The organism is Polaromonas sp. P1_F6, from assembly GCF_056405695.1.
The window spans coordinates 394,475-411,383 of the sequence record NZ_JBFUBQ010000001.1; the positions used below are offsets into that span (position 1 = coordinate 394,475).

Below are 16,909 nucleotides of genomic sequence, written 5' to 3' on the forward strand. Positions count from 1 at the left end.
TTGATCCAGGATAGCTCCTTAGAGTGGCTGCTCAAGGGAATTGGAAAGATCGGTACGTGGTGCCGAAACACCGCGGCGCAAAAACTTCGCCAGTCCGGGGACAAACCGGATGACCATTTCGGATGTTTCCCGCCCCAGCATTTGCGGCCTCAGGGCAAGCAGCAATGCCGGCAGGACTACTGCGGACAGGCTTCCGGCAAGCAGCGAGAGCAGGGGAATATCAAACCGTGCAACCGCGTGCTGACCTGCCATCACACCTAAAACGCAAGCGGCACAAAGAAGAAACCCGCGCAGGGCATCCGGTAGCAGGGACATCCAGCCAAGCTCCAGTGCACGGAATGCAGCCGTAGCCGTAACGGCTGCGCGCAGTACCAGCAACAGACCCGCCACGACTGCAGCCATGTGGATTCCCTGGCCTGCAAACAGGTAAAAACCGAGGATGCCCAAAACGATCAGCGGGAGCTGCAGCGCAAATTCGTAGTACTTGCGTCCGGTGTTCCACAGCACGGGTGTCGACAGTCCCCAGATGACGTACGCCGGCATGCAGAGGAACAAAATTCCCAGCACCCAGGCTGCCCCACTCCATGCGGGCCCATAAAGCACACGCACGATGTCGGGCGACAGAAAGGCAAGCGTCGCAAAGGCGGGGAGTCCCAACACCACAATGGTGGCCAGCATCTGCAGATAAGCGCGGCCCAGTCGTGGCCGGTCGTTTTGCAGGCGTGCGCCCGCCGCCAGGAACGCGGGCTGAAGTGCGCCCAGCAGCAAGGTGTTGGGCATCGTGGCCAGGTTGTAAGCCACGTTATAGAGACCCAGCGATTGCGCGTTGAGCAACCGGCCTATCAATACCCGATCAAGGTTGTTGAGCACCCAGTTGACGATATTGGTCAAAAAGACCGTGTGCCCCGTGCCGACAGCGGACTTTGCATCGGCATACCAGAACAGCGGGCGAAGCGCATGCGGCTTGAGGGCATAACTTGCAACAAACACGACAGCCGCCTGAACCAGCCAGGCCGCTACCAGCGAAGCCTCACCCTGGCCAAGCAGTGCCATCGGCACCCCAACAGCCACATACCCAGCGGCATAGCTGCCGACCTGAATCAGTCCCACTGCCCGGAAATTCAAGTCACGCTGCAGCAGGTAGGTAGCCGGTGCTGCCGCAGCACCCAGCAGGCACGCCACCGATAACCATTCAATGACGAATTGCGAGCGCGGCTCCCGAAAATAAGCCGACAGCAGCGGCGCCAGAAAATACAGGGCAAGCATGGTGGCAATACCCACGATCAGTTGCCATGTCCAGGCAAACCGGACATCTTCGTCACTCAGTGTGGTGCGTTGCAACAGGCTCCAGCTGAAGCCAAAACCGGAGACAAATGTGGCGAATGTCAGTACCACCATGCCGATGGCAAAAACGCCAAAAATCTCCGGCCCCAGGGTGCGGGCCAGAATCACCTGGGCCACCAGCTGCAGCCCAAAGCGTGCCGCTGTGGAAACGGCGCTCCATTTGACCGCTGCAACACCCGGACGGCCGAGGCCACTCATCCTCAAGACCTCTCTGCTTTATGGCGGCGAACGGCAATCACGCCCATCAACGCCAATGTGGCCAGCAGCGTGCCGTAAGGGTGCCATCCGGATTCGTCCGTATCTGCCTCGCCCGCCGCCGTGACACCCAGGCCGGATTGGCCACTGCGCACCGCGTCCACACTGTGGACTGTGTTGACCTTGACCGGCTCAGTGCCGGGCTGCAGTTTCATACGTGTCGCTTTGGCGGTAGCTCCCGTTGGCGTCACCGCTGCGGGCGCTGCAGGCGGGTTGGTAGACGCCGTTGCTGAAGCAATCCAGGTGGCCAAAATGGCGGTAAACAGGGTTCGAAACATAGGGTTTTCCTTCTGTCAAAGCAGGAAAAGAGTTTGTTGTGCAGTGCAGCAATTGACAATAGTCCGAATGGCTCATGGCGCGCTTTATGCTATTTATTGAGTTCAAAAAAGCGTGGCGCATTCTTGGGGCAAGACTTGAATTGCTCACATGCTGACTGCCGGCTGGATGAGTCCGTTCGGGCTATTGCGCATGGGCTCAGATGCAGATATGTCCATATCGGTTTCAGAGGTGTTCCTGTAGCCTTCGGGATTGCGCTGCTGCCAGTGCCAGGAGTCGCGGCACATGTCATCGATCGTGCATGTGGCACGCCAGCCCAGCAGGCTGCCGGCCAGGGAAACATCTGCAAAGTACTGTGCGACATCCCCGGCTCGTCGAGGTGCAAATTCATAAGGAATCGGCCGTCCGCTTGCCCGCTCAAACGCCTGGACCACACCGAGAACACTGGTGCCCTCGCCGGTGCCCAGATTGACCGTAAAGCTCTTGCCGCTTGCCAGCAAAGCATCGACTGCGGCGACATGGCCTGCTGCAAGGTCGGTGACGTGCAGGTAGTCGCGCACCCCGGTGCCGTCGGGTGTGGGGTAGTCATTGCCGAACACATTGAGCGTGGCCCGTTTGCCCACGGCCACCTGGGTGACGTAGGGCATCAGGTTGTTGGGGATTCCGTTGGGGTCTTCGCCGATCAGTCCACTGGGGTGCGCGCCCACCGGGTTGAAGTAGCGCAGCACCCCGACCCGCCACGCCGCATCTGAAATACGCAGCGATGCCAGGATGTTTTCACACATCAGTTTGGTGTGGGCATACGGGCTCTCCGGCATGCATGGAAACTGCTCGTTGATGGGCACGGTGGCGGGGTCCCCATAGACCGTGGCGCTTGAAGAGAAGACTACGGCCCGGCAGTCCGTCGTTTCCATCGCCCGCAACAAACTCAGGAGGCCGCCAACATTGTTCTGGTAGTACATGAGAGGGCGTTGCACGCTTTCCCCTACGGCCTTGAACCCGGCAAAGTGGACGGCCGCAACGCAGTGGTAGCGTTGCAGGACTCCGGCCACAAAATCGGTGTCCAGTACGTTGCCGCGTTCGCAGGGTACGGGCTGACCCGTCAGCTGCTGCAGCCGGTGCAGCACGGCAGGATGGCTGTTGGAAAAGTCGTCGAGGATGACAGGCTGGTAGCCGGCATTCACCAGCGCCACAAAAGTATGGCTTCCGATGTATCCGGCCCCACCGGTTAATAGCACACTGGGTTTGTTCAGGGTCATTGCAAAAGGCTGCATGGCAGCGGGTTGATTTGATACGGGTCACGGCGCCGGCGTAACACTGCTGAAACATGTTCGCGTGAGGGATTGCATGGACAGGCAGCATCCAGACATCACCAGACCATTCCCTTTCAGGGGCTAGGTACGAGTGTCTTTGACGCGTGGAGAAAGGATGTCAGCGTAAGCCGCATATGTGCGTGGGAAGCTGTCACGCTGGCCTCAAAGCGTTTCGAATCGTTCGGTAAGCACTTGTGAATGACGGTTGCAAATCGCCAGCTGGCGGGCAGCTGAACTGTTCGTGAGCAGTTGGCATCCCAACGGCAAACGACAAAAAGTCACAAAGATCAGGGGCTGCTGCGACTGCTCGCACAGTGCGCTGAATTCCCGGGAATTAACCCGGCGTAGCAAATCGCATGAAAAAAGCCCGGGGGAGGCCGGGCTTTTGTTGATGGAGATGCTTTGCTTACATGCCGCTGTAGTTGGGTCCGCCACCGCCTTCGGGCGTGACCCACACGATGTTTTGTGTTGGGTCTTTGATGTCACAGGTTTTGCAGTGCACGCAGTTCTGCGCGTTGATCTGCAGGCGGTCGGTATTGTCGGGGTTCTTTACGAACTCGTAGACACCGGCCGGGCAGTAGCGGCTTTCGGGGCCGGCGTACTTGGCCAGGTTGATGCTCACCGGCACGCTCGCGTCCTTGAGCGTCAGGTGCGCGGGCTGGTGCTCTTCGTGGTTGGTGTTGGAGACGAAAACCGAACTAAGGCGGTCGAAGGTGATCTTGTTGTCGGGCTTGGGATACACGATGGGCGTGCACTCGGCCGCCGGCTTGAGCTTGGCGTAGTCCGGAATGCTGTTGTGGATGGTCCAGGGCGGCGACTTGAAGCCCAGCTTGGGCAGCAGCCAGTGCTCGATGCCGGTCATGAAGGCGCCGACGTAGAGGCCCTTCTTGAACCAGGACTTGAAATTGCGCGACTGGTTGAGCTCCTGCGCGAGCCAGCTCTTGGCATAGGCTTCAGGGTAAGCGGCCAGTTCATCGTGCTGGCGGCCGGCGGTGACCGCTCCATAGGCGGCCTCAGCGGCCAGCATACCGCTCTTGATGGCCGCGTGGCTGCCCTTGATGCGGGCGGCATTGAGGTAGCCGGCTTCGCAGCCGATCAGCGCGCCACCGGGGAACACGGTTTTGGGCAGGCTCAATGCGCCGCCTGCGGTGATGGCACGCGCGCCGTAGCTGATGCGCTTAGCGCCTTCGAGATACTGCTTGATGCTGGGATGGGTCTTCCAGCGCTGCATCTCTTCAAACGGGCTGAGGTAAGGGTTGGTGTAGTCCAGGCCGGTGACCATGCCCAGCGTGACCTTGTTGTCTTCCAGGTGGTACATGAAGCCGCCGCCGTAGGTCTGGCTGTCCATGGGCCAGCCGGCGGTGTGAATCACGAGGCCCGGCTTGTGTTTGGCCGGGTCGATTTCCCAGAGCTCTTTCACACCCAGTGCGTAGCCTTGCGGGTCGCGGCCTTCGTCGAGTTTGAAGCGGTTGATCAGCTGGCGGCCCAGGTGGCCGCGCGCGCCTTCGGCAAATACGGTGTACTTGCCGTGCAGTTCCATGCCGAGCTGGAAGTTGTCGGTCGGCTGGCCATCCTTGCCGATTCCGAGGTTGCCGGTGGCCACGCCCTTGACGGAGCCGTCGTCGTTGTAGAGCACTTCGGCCGCCGCGAAGCCCGGGAAGATTTCAACGCCCAGGCCTTCGGCCTGCTGCGCCAGCCAGCGCACCACATTGCCCAGGCTGATGACGTAGTTGCCTTCGTTGTGAAAGCAGTCGGGCACAAAAAAGGCGGGCGTCCTGATCGCGCTTTTCTCGCTGAGAAAAAGAACCTCGTCGGCGGTGACAGGCTGGTTCAATGGCGCGCCTTGCGCTTTCCAGTCCGGAATCAGTTCGGTCAATGCCTTGGGGTCCATCACCGCGCCCGAAAGAATGTGGGCACCGGGTTCGGAACCCTTTTCGAGAACCACCACGGAGATGTCCGTGCCTTTTTCTGCGGCCAGTTGTTTCAGGCGAATGGCGGTAGCCAGCCCGCCGGGTCCGCCGCCCACCACGACCACGTCATATTCCATTGCTTCGCGCGGGCCGAACTGGGCCAGAATTTCTTGGGTATTCATCGGGGACTCGCTGATAATGATTTTCAGGAAGGATTGTCGGTCTCGCGTTGGATTTTATGTCGCGAATGCGGCGATGCGAACGGTCGTTCTCTTTTGTACGGTTTAAATTGAGAGAGGAGCCTCTAATGGCTTACAGCATTGATCTGTCGGGGCGTGTCGCTCTCGTGACCGGTGCATCCGGCGGGCTGGGTGCGCAGTTCGCCAAAACACTGAGCCGTGCCGGCGCGGCCGTGGTGCTGGCCAGCCGCAGGCTCGACAAGCTCAAGGACCTGCGCGCGCAGATTGAGGCTGCGGGTGGCGATGCGCATGTGGTTGAGCTCGACGTGACCGACCACGCCAGCATCAAGGCCGGTGTGGCCCATGCTGAAACGGAAGTCGGGCCCATCGACATTCTGGTCAACAACTCCGGCGTGAGCACCACACAGCGCATCCAGGACGTCGGCGAGGAAGACTACGACTTCATCTTCAACACCAATGTGAAGGGCGCCTTCTTCGTGGCGCAGGAAGTCGGCAAGCGCATGCTGGCCCGTTCGCGCGGTGCCGGGCCCGGCAACTATGCCGGCGGCCGCATCATCAACATCGCCTCCATGGCCGGCTTGCGCGTACTGCCGCAGATCGGCGTGTACTGCATGAGCAAGGCCGCCGTGGTGCAGATGACCAAAGCCATGGCGCTGGAGTGGGGCAAGTTCGGCATCAACGTCAACGCCATCTGCCCCGGCTATATTGACACCGAGATCAACCACCACCATTGGGAAACCGAGCAGGGCAAGAGGCTGGTGCAGATGTTGCCGCGCAAGCGCATCGGCAAACCGCAAGACCTGGATGCACTGCTGGTGATGCTGGCCAGTGGCGAGAGCCATTTCGTCAATGGTGCAGTGATTGCAGCCGACGACGGGTTTGGCGTTTGATCGATCGGCATAACAAAGATTAATTTTCGGAGAAGAACATGATGGATTCCGTAGTGCCCTACCTCGGCCCGATAGGCCTGATCTTCCTGGCCTTGCTGGCGGGCGTGGTCAGCCCGGGCCCCAGTTTTGTGCAGGTTGCGCGCATCGCGGTTTCGCGTTCACGCGCTGACGGCCTGGCTGCCGCGGTGGGTATGGGCCTGGGGGCGCTGGTGTTTGCCGCGTTGGCGCTGGCCGGGCTGCAGGCCCTGCTGGCCGCCTTGCCTGGTGTCTACATGGCGCTCAAGGTCGTGGGCGGCCTGTACCTGATGTGGATCGCCTTTAATATCTGGCGCGGCGCGCGCCAGCCGCTGGAAATGGGCGGCGGTGACACGGGCGCTTCGCGCCGCACGGTGCTGCAATCGTTTCGCCAGGGGCTGGTGACGCAGCTGAGCAACCCGAAGATCGTGGTGGTTTACAGCAGCGTGTTCGCGGCACTGTTGCCCGCACAGTTTCCCTTGCCCGCAGCCCTGCTGGTGCTTGTGGGCGTGCTCGTGATGGAAACCGGCTGGTATGCCGTGGTGGCGGTGGTTTTGTCTTCCGCTGTACCGCGCGCAGCCTACCTGCGCAGCAAGGCTGCGGTAGACCGCACCGCCGCCGGTGCGATGGGGCTGCTAGGTTTGCGCCTGGTAGCCACTGCGCACACTGTCTGACGGATGCTGACGGGCATTCTGGCCGGGCTCGCGGCGGGCGCGCTGTGGGGCCTGGTGTTTGTGGCGCCGCGCATGCTCGACATGGGTGCGGGTGGCTATTCGTCCATTGACCTGACGGCCGGGCGCTTTGCGGTATACGGCGTGGTGGCTGTGCTGGTGATGCTGGCGGGATGGCGCACTCGCCGCCTGCCCACGGTGCGGCAGGCGTGGGCCGCTCTGGTCATGAGCATTCTCGGGTTCAGCGGCTACTACCTGCTGTTGGTGCTGGCCATACGCGACGCCGGCACCGAAGTGCCTTCGCTGGTAATCGGCACCATTCCCATTTGGGTCATGTTGCTGGGCAAGCCGCAAGGCCTGCGTTGGGCTTCCCTGCTGCCCGGCCTGGCGCTCACCCTGGCGGGGCTGGCGCTCATGATGGGTTCCACCCACGAGGCCGGTCAGGGAACCGCCACGAATTTCTGGCGTGGCATGCTGTTTGTGTCGGCCTCACTGGTGTGCTGGACGGCGTTTGCGATCCTGAATTCTGCCTGGCTCAAGCGGCATCCTGAAGTCAATGCCACCGACTGGGCCAACTGGCTGGGTGTGGCGACTGGCCTCGGGGCATTGCTGATGTGGCTGCTTGCGGGTTCGGACGCAAGCGTGCTGGCCGGCCGCGAAGACCGCGGTGTGTTCGTGTTGCTCTGCGTGCTGGCCGGTCTGGGCTCCACCTGGCTGGCGACGATTTTGTGGAACATGGCCAGCCAGCGGCTCAGTGCCAGCCTGTGCGGGCAGCTCATCGTGAGCGAAACCATTTTTGCGCTGCTGTATTCGTTTGCCTGGGATGGCCACTGGCCCACACTGGTACAACTGTCTGCGTGCGTGTTGTTCACGCTGGGAATTCTGGCCTCCATCAGGGCCCATCGATAGAGGCAATTGGCATCATGAAAATTGAAATTCCCGAAAAGAAAAAGCTGGTCCACGAGATGCATATCCCCATCCGCTGGGGTGACATGGACGCGATGGGCCACCTCAACAACGGCACTTACTTCCGTTATCTCGAAACTATCCGCATTGACTGGATGTATGGCATTGGCTGCAAGCCCGATCCGTCGGGCGAAGGCCCGGTCATCGTCAACGCTTTTTGCAATTTCTACAAGCAGCTGGAATACCCGGGCGACGTGCTGATGAAGATGTACGTGAGCGACCCGGGGCGCACCACGTTTGAAAGCTGGGCCACGATGGAGCGCGCGGATACGCCGGGCGTGATCTGCGCCGCGGGCGGCGCCACCACCATCTGGGTGGACTTCCCGGCGCAAAAGGCCAAAGCCCTGCCCGAGTGGATGCGCAAGCTGGTTGAAGCGTAATCCTGAAAGAAAAAGCCCGCAGGCCTAATCAGGCCGTGCGAAAGCAGCTATCAATAAAATAGCAATACTGGTGGCATATGGGTGCTGCGGTATCGCAGAAAAAGCTTCAGCGAACTGTGCGAAAGCTGTCCGCGTGTTCTTTCAACCAGCGCTGGGCAATGGCGCGGGTTTGCTGGCCGGGTTCGGCAACAGTTTCCTGGTCGGGGTGGAAGTCCCGCCTGAAGTAGGCCAGCAACGGGGCCGTGCAGCGCCACACAACGCCATTTTTTCCCCAGAAAAATTTCATCGCACTCCACCATGTGCCTGGTTTGAACAGCGTGCCGTCATGCCAGAGGTTCAGCACCGTTTGACGGCCCGAGTCCCACGAAAACAGCAGCAGCGCGTAGACATACCAGCGCACGCGCCATGCGTGGTTTCCGCCAAGCGCTTGGTACAGGTCATAGGCTACCGCGCGATGCTCGGTCTCTTCGGCTGCATGCCAGCGCCAGAGGGTCTGCATCTTCGGGTCTGCCTGATCCAGCGCGTCGCCGTGGCGAAGCATGTAGTCGGCCAGCACGGCCGTGAGGTGTTCGTAGGCTGCCGTGACCGCAAGGAAGTGGTGGGGCGCCACACCGCGTTTTTTGGCAAAATCAATGCGGGCCGTGGCCCAGTGTTGCCAGCGGTTAACCAGGCCCTGCCTCTCCAACTGTGCGTTGTACAGACCATGGATGTGGCGGTGGGTAGCCTCCTGGCCGATGAACTGCGCAGTGGCTTCATGCAGCAGCGCGTGCTCTGGCGTGCGAGGCAGCAATTTGGCGCAGTCGCGCACGGCCTCGATGAACGACTGCTCTCCGACCGGAAAACTCATCGACAAGGCGTTGTGGTACTGGCTCAGGAAGGCATCGCCGCCAAACCAGTGGCGGTCAAAGCCATCGCTCAGGTCGATCTCCAGCTTGCGCACGGTCAGGCCGTAAGCGCCGGCTGATGGGGTAGAAGATGTCGAGGCGGTGGATGTGGCGTCTGGTGCCATGGTTTTAAGTCTTGTGAGAAGGCTGATTCATGAGCATAGCGGGTGCGCAGGGTCCTGGGCGTGATTCGCGCCTGAGCGGTTTCAGGCGGCCTTGGACGGCTTGGGCACACGGCCCATCAGGTAAAACTCGGGGTTGGGCTGCATGTTGCTGAAGCTCGCCATGCGGTTGGAGAGGCCAAAAAAAGCCGTGATGGCCGCGATATCCCAGGCGTCTTCATCGTCAAAGCCGTGGCCGTACAGCGCTTCAAAGTCGCTGTCTTCAATCTGGTCCGCTTGCAGGCATACCTTCATCGCGAAGTCGAGCATGGCGCGCTGGCGTGGTGTGATGTCGGCCTTGCGGTGGTTCACCGCCACCTGGTCGGCCACCAGGGGTTTCTTTTCATAAATGCGCAGGATGGCGCCGTGCGCCACCACGCAATACAGGCATTTGTTGGCGGCGCTCGTCGTGGTGACGATCATCTCGCGCTCGCCCTTGGTCAGGCTGCCGTTGGGGTTGGAGCCCTCTTCCTTGAGCATCAGCGCATCGTGATAAGCGAAGAAGGCACGCCATTCGGCAGGGCGGCGCGCGAGGGCCAGGAATACGTTGGGCACGAAGCCGGCTTTTTCCTGCACCTCCAGGACTTTGGCTTTGATGTCTTCCGGCAGGTCCTTCAGTTCGGGAGCAGGGTACCGGGGTGCTGTGCCGGCGGTTTTGGGGCTGGTCATGAGGGTTCCTTCAAAGGCTTTATAAGTGACTCGATAAGTGACTCGGACCCAAGCGTAACTGCAAGATTACCCGTCAGGTCGCGCTGGGGAATTGAAGCCAAAACAGATGCAATTGATAAAAACTATTAGGTAAATATCTTTAATTGCCTTTGATTATTTTGCAGTGAAACCTAGACTGTGCTTCACAGGCCATCACCTGGCAAGCCCGTCAAAGGAGACCCCATTAGCAGCCCCACCCACACGGCCTTGACCAAAGCGTCCCGGCTGTCCCGCAGTGCAATTCCATGCCGTCATTCGGCACCACTTAATCATCAAAGGTAACTCATCATGGCTGATCACAACACGCAAAGCGAAGGCGGCTGCCCATTCTCGGGTGGCGCCCGCAAACATGCTCTGGCTGGTGCCGCAACGAACGCCGATTGGTGGCCCAACCAGCTGAACCTCAAGATCCTTCACCAGAACTCGTCGCTGTCCGATCCCATGGGCGAGGCGTTCAACTATGCCGAGGAATTCAAGACCCTGGACCTGCATGCCGTGGTGAAAGACCTCCATGAGCTCATGACGGATTCGCAGGAGTGGTGGCCTGCGGACTACGGCCACTATGGCCCATTCTTCGTTCGCATGGCGTGGCACAGCGCAGGCACCTACCGGATCGCCGACGGGCGCGGCGGCGCCGGCTCCGGCACACAGCGATTCGCACCGCTCAACAGCTGGCCGGACAACGGAAACCTCGACAAGGCACGCCGCCTGTTGTGGCCGATCAAGCAGAAATACGGCCGAAAAATCTCCTGGGCCGACCTGATGGTTCTGGCCGGCACCGTGGCCATGGACTCCATGGGATTCAAGACCTTCGGCTTTGCCGGCGGGCGCCCGGACGTCTGGGAGCCGGAAGAGATTTACTGGGGCCCTGAAGCCGAGTGGATGGGCGACAAGCGCTACACCGGCGACCGCGAACTCGAAAACCCGCTCGGTGCTGTGCAGATGGGGCTGATCTATGTGAACCCCGAGGGCCCGAACGGCAGACCGGACCCGCTGGGTTCGGCGCGGGACATCCGCGAGACCTTCGCCCGCATGGCGATGAACGACGAAGAAACTGTTGCGCTCACCGCCGGCGGGCACACCTTCGGCAAGGCCCACGGCGCAGCCGATCCGGGCCAGTACGTGGGTCCCGAGCCTGAGGGCGCCACCATTGAAGACCAGGGGTTTGGCTGGATCAACAAGTTCGGCGGCGGCCACGGCGTGCACACCGTCACCAGCGGTATCGAAGGTGCCTGGACCAAGAACCCCACCAAGTGGGACAACGGCTACTTCGAAAACCTGTTCGGCTACGAGTGGGAATTGACCAAGAGCCCCGCCGGTGCCCACCAGTGGAAGCCCAAAGACCCTGCCGCGTCGACCACCGTGCCGGATGCCCATGACTCCGCGCTGCGCCATGCCCCGATGATGACGACCGCCGACATGGCTATGCGCATGGATCCGGCTTACGAAAAAATCTCGCGGCGCTTCATGGCGAACCCGCAGGAGTTTGCCGACGCCTTCGCCCGGGCCTGGTACAAGCTGACGCACCGTGACATGGGCCCGGCTGCGCGCTACCTCGGCCCGCTGGTGCCGAAGGAGGCACTGATCTGGCAGGACCCGGTTCCCGCCGTCGATCATCCGCTGGTCAATGAGCAGGATACTGAGGGCCTCAAGGCCAAGGTCCTCGCGTCCGGGCTCTCCATCTCCCAGCTCGTCACAACGGCCTGGGCGTCTGCTTCCACCTTCCGTGGTAGCGACAAGCGCGGCGGCGCAAACGGTGCGCGCATACGCCTGGCACCGCAAAAGGATTGGGAAGTCAATCAACCGGCCGAGCTGGCGAAAGTCCTGAAAGTGCTGGAGGCCATCCAGGGCGAGTTCAATGGCGCGCAGTCTGGCCGCAAGAAGATTTCGCTGGCTGACCTGATCGTTCTCGGTGGCTGCGCGGCCGTCGAGGCAGCTGCCAGGAAGGCTGGCCACGACGTGAAGGTGCCTTTTTCACCGGGCCGTACGGACGCTTCGCAAGCGCAAACCGATGTGGCGTCGTTTGCCGTGCTGGAACCGGCCGCAGACGGTTTCCGAAACTACACCCGCAAGGGGCAGGCGCAGCGGGCAGCCGAGCAGCTGGTGGATCGCGCGAACCTGATGACGCTGAGCGCTCCCGAGATGACGGTTCTGGTCGGCGGCATGCGCGCCCTGAATGCCAATGTCGGGCAGGCACAGCATGGCGTTTTCACCAAGCGGCCCGGAACCTTGAGCAACGACTTCTTTGTGAACCTGCTCGAGATGCGCACGAAGTGGCAGAAATCTGCCGACGCTGAAGGTGTGCTGGAGGGCCGCGACCGCACGACGGGCGAACTCAAATGGACGGGTACGGTGATAGACCTCGTCTTCGGTTCGAACTCGCAGCTGCGGGCCATTGCGGAGGTCTATGCGTGCAGCGATTCGCAGCAGGTCTTCGTGCGTGACTTTGTGGCGGCCTGGAACAAGGTGATGAACCTGGACCGCTACGACCTTGCCTGATTGAGCAGACCCTCATAGGCGCTGATTGAGGCCAAGCCCGCCCTGGTGAAGACCGGAGCGGGCTTTTTTGCTTTCCATTACGCTTCGTCTTTTAGGAGCCTTCATGACGCAGCCCGCAGACAAGGATTTCGACAAAGGCCTCGCCACCCGCAAGCAGGTGATGGGCGAGGATTTTGTGGCCAATGCTTTCGACAAGGCCACCGATTTTTCCCTGCCGATCCAGCATTTCATTACCCGCAACGCCTGGGGCGATGTATGGCAGCGGCCGGGGCTGGATCTCAAGACGCGTAGCCTGATCACGGTGGCCATGCTGACGGCCCTCGGCAAACAGCATGAACTCAAGGGTCATGTGCGTGCCGCACTCAACAACGGCGTGACGCCGGAGCAGCTTCAGGAAGTGCTGCTGCACGCGAGCATTTATTGCGGCCTGCCCGCCGCGGTCGAGGCATTTCGCACGGCGGCCGAGGTTGTTGATGCGCCTCCAAAGGCTTGAGGTCTGTAAGCGATTTGAGGTTGCAGCCCTTCCAATACATGGATGTATGGCTACTAAAAAGATAGCAAATAACTTTTATCCTTATCCGCCATGAATGAACCCAAGCCCTTGATCCGCCGCTGCACCGAGGCCGACTGGCCCGCCGTTTGGCCGCTGCTGCGCGCCACCTTTGAAGCAGGCGACACCTATGCCTTTTCGCCCCACAGCACAGAAGCTGAAATACACGCGGTGTGGATGGACGCGCCCCGGGCGACGTATGTAGTGCGTGAGGGGAACAGCGACGACGGCCGAGTGCTAGGCACCTACTTCATCAAACCCAACCAGCCGGGGCTGGGTGCGCATGTCTGCAACTGCGGCTATGTGGTCGCGCCCGAAGCGCAGGGCAAAGGCCTGGCGTCGGCGATGTGCGAGCACTCCCAGCAGGAAGCGCTGGCCATGGGTTTTCTGGCGATGCAGTTCAACCTGGTGGTGTCGACGAATGAGCGTGCTGTTCGGTTATGGCAAAGATTGGGGTTTGAGATTGTGGGGACCTTGCCGGGGGCTTTTCGGCATGTGAGGTTGGGGTTGGTGGATGCGTTTGTGATGTTCAAGACTTTGCGGCGTTGAGGCCGGGACAAGCCCCGGCCTCAACAAGAAAAACTCAAACCCATCCTTCAAGCACAACCTTCCCCCGCGCCTTCCCAGACTCCACCAACTCATGCGCCCGCCGCAAATTGGCGGCATTGATCGAACCAAACGTTTCCGTCAGCGTCGTGCGGATCAAGCCGGAATCGACAAGTTGGGCGACCTCATTGAGCAGGCGGTGCTGCGCCACCATGTCGGGTGTGCCGAAGAGGGGGCGTGTGAACATCAGTTCCCAGTGGATGGATGCGCTCTTGCGTTTGAACAGCGTGATGTCGAACTTCACCGGGTCGTCAATCAGGCCGAACTTGCCTTGTGGTGCGATGGCTTCGGCGATTTGTGCCAGGTGGCTGTCGGTTTGCGTGAGGCCCACGATGTAGTCCACCGCGGGGATGCCGATACGCTTGAGCTCTTCGGCAATCGGCCGGCTGTGGTCGATGACATGATGGGCGCCGAGTTCCTTCACCCAGGCTTGGGTTTCGGGCCGTGACGCGGTGCCTATCACGGTGAGCGAGGTCAGGCGCGTGGCCAGCTGCGTCATGATCGAGCCCACGCCGCCCGAGGCGCCGATGATGAGCAGTGTTTTGTTGTTGGGTGTTTTGCCCGGCACGATGCCGAGACGGTCGAACAGCATTTCCCAGGCGGTGATGCTGGTCAGCGGCAGGGCGGCCGCTTCGGCAAACCCCAGCGTTTGCGGCATGCGGCCGACGATGCGTTCATCGACCAGGTGGAGTTCGCTGTTGGTCCCGGGCCGGGCGATGGACCCCGCATACCAGACCTTGTCACCGGCCTTGAACAGTGTGACCTCGGGGCCGACGGCGCGCACGATGCCGCTGGCGTCATAGCCCAACACCTTGTAATCCGAGCCAGCGCTGCGCGCCGCGCTGGCGCGTACTTTGGTGTCCACCGGGTTCACTGAAACGGCTTTCACCTCGACCAGCAGGTCGTGGCCGGTGGGCGTCGGGTCGGGCAGGGTGATGTCGGTCAACCCGGTTTGGCCGGTCTGGTTGAGTGCGTGGGCTTGTGTGTAGCCGATGGCTTTCATGGTGATTCCTTTGCGTGTGATGTTGCGTGGCGTTGTGTTCAGCAGTGCTCAAAACTGATTCTTGAACTGTATTGGATTTGAAAATGAAGATAAACAAGCTTTCAATTGAAGCTATTTACAAATAAAATTTGTAAATGAAAGCCCTGCAAGACCTGGAAATCTTTATTCGCACTGTCGACACCGGCAGCCTGTCGGCCACGGCCCGCAGCCTGGACCTGACGCCGGCGGCCGCCAGCGCGGCACTCAAACGGCTGGAGGCAGAATTGCAGGCGCCGCTTTTTGTACGTTCCACCCGCAGCCTGCGGTTGACGCGCGAAGGTGAGGTTTTCCTCGCACACTGCCGGCCCGCGCTGGCCGCCCTGCGCGATGCGCAGCTGGAACTTGCCAGCGGCCGGCAGCAGGTGCGCGGTGTGCTGCAGCTGGCCGCGCCATCAGATTTTGGCCGCAATGTGCTGCTGCCCTGGCTGGAAGCGTTTCAGCTGTTGCATCCCGGCATTCAATACCGGCTGCACCTGTCGGATCGCGTGACCAATGTCTACAGCGACCTGGTGGATGCGGCTTTTCGGCAAGGCGAGCCGCCCGATTCCAGCATGCTGGCGTTGCCGGTGGATTTGACGAATCGGCGCGTGCTGTGTGCGTCACCTGCCTACCTCGCGTCGCACGGCACGCCTGACACGCCGCAGGCACTGACAAAGCATATTTGCCTGTGCTTCATGCTGGGTGAAGACGTGTATGACCGTTGGAAGTTCTGGAGAAATGGCGAAGAGCTCACGGTGCGTGCCACTGGCGGCAATGTTGCCAACGATGGCGACGCGGTTCGCCGATGGGCCCTGGCCGGCCGCGGCATCACTTACAAGTCGCGGCTGGATGTGGCGGGCGACCTGGCTGCGGGGCGGCTGGTCGCTCTGTGCACAGAATGGCAAACCGAGGCTGTGCCGCTGTACATGGTGTTACCGGGGCGGCGGCAACTGACGCCCGGCCTGCGCCTGCTCAGGGAATTTATCGGCGCACGCTGCCTGGCGCTTTCCGAAGCCCGGTGAAGCACTCGCCACATGAGGAAACCGTAGGTCCGTGTGCGGTGTGGAAAACCACCCTTACTTCAGGGTGGGGATCAGGACTACACGCTCGCGGTCGTGCGGGGCGCACAATGAATTTTCCAGTTGCCTCCCTGGTAGCTGCGAGACAGCCCGGCCGGCAGGCCTCTTCGCTGCAACCGTCCTGAAAGGAAAACAATACCCATGCAAGTCCAAGTCAATTCCAATCACACCATGCACACCGGCGAATCGTTCGAGCGCTGGGCCAGCACCGAACTCAACACCTCACTGAGCCGCTTCAAGGGTGACATCACGCGCATTGAGGTTCATATGAGCGATGAAAACAGCGACAAGATCAGCCCCGACCAGAAACGCTGCGTGATGGAGGCGCGGCTGGCGCATCATGAGCCACTGGCCGTCAACCACCACGCGCCCAGCCAGGACGAAGCCTTTCGCGGCGCAAGCGACAAGCTCAAACGGGTGCTTGACCACACGCTGGGAAAATTGCGCGACCACCACCGCACGCGTGAGACCATCCGGCACGAGCCGGACGCCATCTGAACCGTTGACTAACCCTGGTCGCCCAGGGGGACGGTTTTGGCCATCGCAAAGCGGCGGAGCATGGCCCCGCGCCGTTCAACGCATTGCTCTTCCCTCACCGCGAATCCCTGGCGCTCGAAAAATGGCCGGCTCACCAGGCTGGCCTCGGTAAAAAGCTCCACGATGCCGAGACCGCGCAGCGCAGTTTCGGCATGGCCATAAAGCTTCGAAGCCACACCGCGGCGCGCGGCAGCGGGCGACGTAAACAGGAGGTCAATATGGCCATTTTTTTCGTAGGCAATAAAGCCCAGCAGACCGCCGCCTTCCGCGTCTTGCGCCAGCAAAATTTGTAATGGCCTGAGCCGCGCTTTCCATGGGCCCAGATCGGGTGGGCGGGGCGCCCAGGCCTCGCGCTGCGCGGCGTTGTAGTGGCTTCCCGCCAGGCCATGAACCGCATCGGTGAACAGCTGGGCGACTGCGGCGAGGTCTGAATCCTGGTAAGGGCGGATATGCATGATGGGATCAACAGCGATAAAGCAGGCGATGATAAAGGTGATTTTGGCCTGCAGCCCAGTCAGGGCGGGCGCAAGCAGCTATTAATTCAGTAGCATGCCAATGGCCGCCATCTTGGTCATTGGCGCATGGCAGTTGCGCTGACGCGGATAAAAACAGCCACGGCCTCTTCCTTTTACGGCAAACTGTAA

17 protein-coding genes are annotated in these 16,909 nt (G+C 61.0%); 9 read left to right on the plus strand and 8 right to left on the minus strand.

Going from position 1 to position 16,909, the window contains the following annotated elements; all coding sequences use genetic code 11:
* Positions 1 to 18: 18 nt before the first annotated feature.
* The 4 genes from AC1DY9_RS01885 to AC1DY9_RS01900 form a co-directional block, all read right to left on the minus strand.
* Positions 19 to 1,542 carry a lipopolysaccharide biosynthesis protein gene (locus AC1DY9_RS01885; protein WP_457280158.1) on the minus strand — a complete coding sequence of 508 codons (1,524 nt, stop codon included), beginning with the start codon at positions 1,540 to 1,542 and terminating at the stop codon, positions 19 to 21.
* Between the two features lie 2 nt (positions 1,543 to 1,544).
* The gene (locus AC1DY9_RS01890; RefSeq protein ID WP_457280159.1) at positions 1,545 to 1,877 is read right to left on the minus strand and encodes a hypothetical protein; all 333 of its coding nucleotides are present in this window, start codon (positions 1,875 to 1,877) and stop codon (positions 1,545 to 1,547) included.
* 144 nt (positions 1,878 to 2,021) lie between these two features.
* Positions 2,022 to 3,134, minus strand: a complete 1,113-nt coding sequence (galE, locus tag AC1DY9_RS01895) for a UDP-glucose 4-epimerase GalE (protein WP_477665663.1) — start codon at positions 3,132 to 3,134, stop codon at positions 2,022 to 2,024.
* Positions 3,135 to 3,594: 460 nt separating this feature from the next.
* Complete coding sequence (locus tag AC1DY9_RS01900; protein ID WP_477665664.1) at positions 3,595 to 5,280, minus strand: electron transfer flavoprotein-ubiquinone oxidoreductase; 1,686 nt, start codon at positions 5,278 to 5,280, stop codon at positions 3,595 to 3,597.
* Between the two features lie 125 nt (positions 5,281 to 5,405).
* Here AC1DY9_RS01900 and AC1DY9_RS01905 point away from each other — a divergent pair, with 125 nt between their 5' ends.
* The 4 genes from AC1DY9_RS01905 to AC1DY9_RS01920 are packed head-to-tail and all read left to right on the plus strand — an operon-like array spanning position 5,406 to position 8,220.
* A complete protein-coding gene (locus AC1DY9_RS01905) occupies positions 5,406 to 6,188 on the plus strand; it encodes an SDR family oxidoreductase (RefSeq protein ID WP_457280162.1) in 783 nt (260 codons plus the stop codon).
* Between the two features lie 38 nt (positions 6,189 to 6,226).
* A complete protein-coding gene (locus tag AC1DY9_RS01910) occupies positions 6,227 to 6,877 on the plus strand; it encodes a LysE family translocator (protein WP_477665665.1) in 651 nt (216 codons plus the stop codon).
* Between the two features lie 3 nt (positions 6,878 to 6,880).
* A complete protein-coding gene (locus tag AC1DY9_RS01915; RefSeq protein WP_457280164.1) occupies positions 6,881 to 7,783 on the plus strand; it encodes a DMT family transporter in 903 nt (300 codons plus the stop codon).
* 14 nt (positions 7,784 to 7,797) lie between these two features.
* Entirely contained in the window at positions 7,798 to 8,220 is a 423-nt protein-coding gene (locus AC1DY9_RS01920; protein ID WP_457280165.1) for an acyl-CoA thioesterase, read from the plus strand.
* A 106-nt stretch (positions 8,221 to 8,326) separates the two neighbouring features.
* Here AC1DY9_RS01920 and AC1DY9_RS01925 read toward each other — a convergent pair whose 3' ends face one another.
* Positions 8,327 to 9,229, minus strand: coding sequence for a metal-dependent hydrolase (locus AC1DY9_RS01925; RefSeq protein ID WP_457280166.1), 903 nt, complete (start codon positions 9,227 to 9,229; stop codon positions 8,327 to 8,329).
* 81 nt (positions 9,230 to 9,310) lie between these two features.
* Positions 9,311 to 9,934, minus strand: coding sequence for a peroxidase-related enzyme (locus tag AC1DY9_RS01930; protein ID WP_477665666.1), 624 nt, complete (start codon positions 9,932 to 9,934; stop codon positions 9,311 to 9,313).
* 327 nt (positions 9,935 to 10,261) lie between these two features.
* Here AC1DY9_RS01930 and katG point away from each other — a divergent pair, with 327 nt between their 5' ends.
* The 3 genes from katG (at position 10,262) to AC1DY9_RS01945 (ending at position 13,571) form a co-directional block, all read left to right on the plus strand.
* On the plus strand, positions 10,262 to 12,472 hold the full coding sequence (katG, locus tag AC1DY9_RS01935) for a catalase/peroxidase HPI (protein WP_477665667.1): 2,211 nt from the start codon (positions 10,262 to 10,264) through the stop codon (positions 12,470 to 12,472).
* A gap of 103 nt (positions 12,473 to 12,575) precedes the next feature.
* Entirely contained in the window at positions 12,576 to 12,965 is a 390-nt protein-coding gene (locus tag AC1DY9_RS01940; protein WP_457280169.1) for a carboxymuconolactone decarboxylase family protein, read from the plus strand.
* 90 nt (positions 12,966 to 13,055) lie between these two features.
* Entirely contained in the window at positions 13,056 to 13,571 is a 516-nt protein-coding gene (locus tag AC1DY9_RS01945) for a GNAT family N-acetyltransferase (protein WP_457280170.1), read from the plus strand.
* Positions 13,572 to 13,605: 34 nt separating this feature from the next.
* Here the strand turns inward: AC1DY9_RS01945 and AC1DY9_RS01950 are convergent, their stop codons facing one another.
* Complete coding sequence (locus tag AC1DY9_RS01950; RefSeq protein ID WP_457280171.1) at positions 13,606 to 14,631, minus strand: zinc-binding alcohol dehydrogenase family protein; 1,026 nt, start codon at positions 14,629 to 14,631, stop codon at positions 13,606 to 13,608.
* A gap of 134 nt (positions 14,632 to 14,765) precedes the next feature.
* On the opposite strand from AC1DY9_RS01950, the gene AC1DY9_RS01955 reads away from it, so the two are divergent.
* Positions 14,766 to 15,671: a LysR family transcriptional regulator gene (locus AC1DY9_RS01955; protein WP_457280172.1), complete on the plus strand. Its 906-nt coding sequence runs from the start codon at positions 14,766 to 14,768 to the stop codon at positions 15,669 to 15,671.
* Positions 15,672 to 15,869: 198 nt separating this feature from the next.
* Positions 15,870 to 16,226 carry an HPF/RaiA family ribosome-associated protein gene (locus AC1DY9_RS01960; RefSeq protein ID WP_457280173.1) on the plus strand — a complete coding sequence of 119 codons (357 nt, stop codon included), beginning with the start codon at positions 15,870 to 15,872 and terminating at the stop codon, positions 16,224 to 16,226.
* Positions 16,227 to 16,234: 8 nt separating this feature from the next.
* Here AC1DY9_RS01960 and AC1DY9_RS01965 read toward each other — a convergent pair whose 3' ends face one another.
* Positions 16,235 to 16,720: a GNAT family N-acetyltransferase gene (locus tag AC1DY9_RS01965; RefSeq protein WP_457280174.1), complete on the minus strand. Its 486-nt coding sequence runs from the start codon at positions 16,718 to 16,720 to the stop codon at positions 16,235 to 16,237.
* Positions 16,721 to 16,909: the final 189 nt, after the last annotated feature.

Bases quoted from the DNA above. Each gene is read 5' to 3' on its own strand.
- AC1DY9_RS01885 (WP_457280158.1), bottom strand. From the start codon at position 1,542: ATGAGTGGCCTCGGCCGTCCGGGTGTTGCAGCGGTCAAATGGAGCGCC.
- AC1DY9_RS01890 (WP_457280159.1), bottom strand. From the start codon at position 1,877: ATGTTTCGAACCCTGTTTACCGCCATTTTGGCCACCTGGATTGCTTCA.
- galE (WP_477665663.1), bottom strand. From the start codon at position 3,134: ATGACCCTGAACAAACCCAGTGTGCTATTAACCGGTGGGGCCGGATAC.
- AC1DY9_RS01900 (WP_477665664.1), bottom strand. From the start codon at position 5,280: ATGAATACCCAAGAAATTCTGGCCCAGTTCGGCCCGCGCGAAGCAATG.
- AC1DY9_RS01905 (WP_457280162.1), top strand. From the start codon at position 5,406: ATGGCTTACAGCATTGATCTGTCGGGGCGTGTCGCTCTCGTGACCGGT.
- AC1DY9_RS01910 (WP_477665665.1), top strand. From the start codon at position 6,227: ATGATGGATTCCGTAGTGCCCTACCTCGGCCCGATAGGCCTGATCTTC.
- AC1DY9_RS01915 (WP_457280164.1), top strand. From the start codon at position 6,881: ATGCTGACGGGCATTCTGGCCGGGCTCGCGGCGGGCGCGCTGTGGGGC.
- AC1DY9_RS01920 (WP_457280165.1), top strand. From the start codon at position 7,798: ATGAAAATTGAAATTCCCGAAAAGAAAAAGCTGGTCCACGAGATGCAT.
- AC1DY9_RS01925 (WP_457280166.1), bottom strand. From the start codon at position 9,229: ATGGCACCAGACGCCACATCCACCGCCTCGACATCTTCTACCCCATCA.
- AC1DY9_RS01930 (WP_477665666.1), bottom strand. From the start codon at position 9,934: ATGACCAGCCCCAAAACCGCCGGCACAGCACCCCGGTACCCTGCTCCC.
- katG (WP_477665667.1), top strand. From the start codon at position 10,262: ATGGCTGATCACAACACGCAAAGCGAAGGCGGCTGCCCATTCTCGGGT.
- AC1DY9_RS01940 (WP_457280169.1), top strand. From the start codon at position 12,576: ATGACGCAGCCCGCAGACAAGGATTTCGACAAAGGCCTCGCCACCCGC.
- AC1DY9_RS01945 (WP_457280170.1), top strand. From the start codon at position 13,056: ATGAATGAACCCAAGCCCTTGATCCGCCGCTGCACCGAGGCCGACTGG.
- AC1DY9_RS01950 (WP_457280171.1), bottom strand. From the start codon at position 14,631: ATGAAAGCCATCGGCTACACACAAGCCCACGCACTCAACCAGACCGGC.
- AC1DY9_RS01955 (WP_457280172.1), top strand. From the start codon at position 14,766: ATGAAAGCCCTGCAAGACCTGGAAATCTTTATTCGCACTGTCGACACC.
- AC1DY9_RS01960 (WP_457280173.1), top strand. From the start codon at position 15,870: ATGCAAGTCCAAGTCAATTCCAATCACACCATGCACACCGGCGAATCG.
- AC1DY9_RS01965 (WP_457280174.1), bottom strand. From the start codon at position 16,720: ATGCATATCCGCCCTTACCAGGATTCAGACCTCGCCGCAGTCGCCCAG.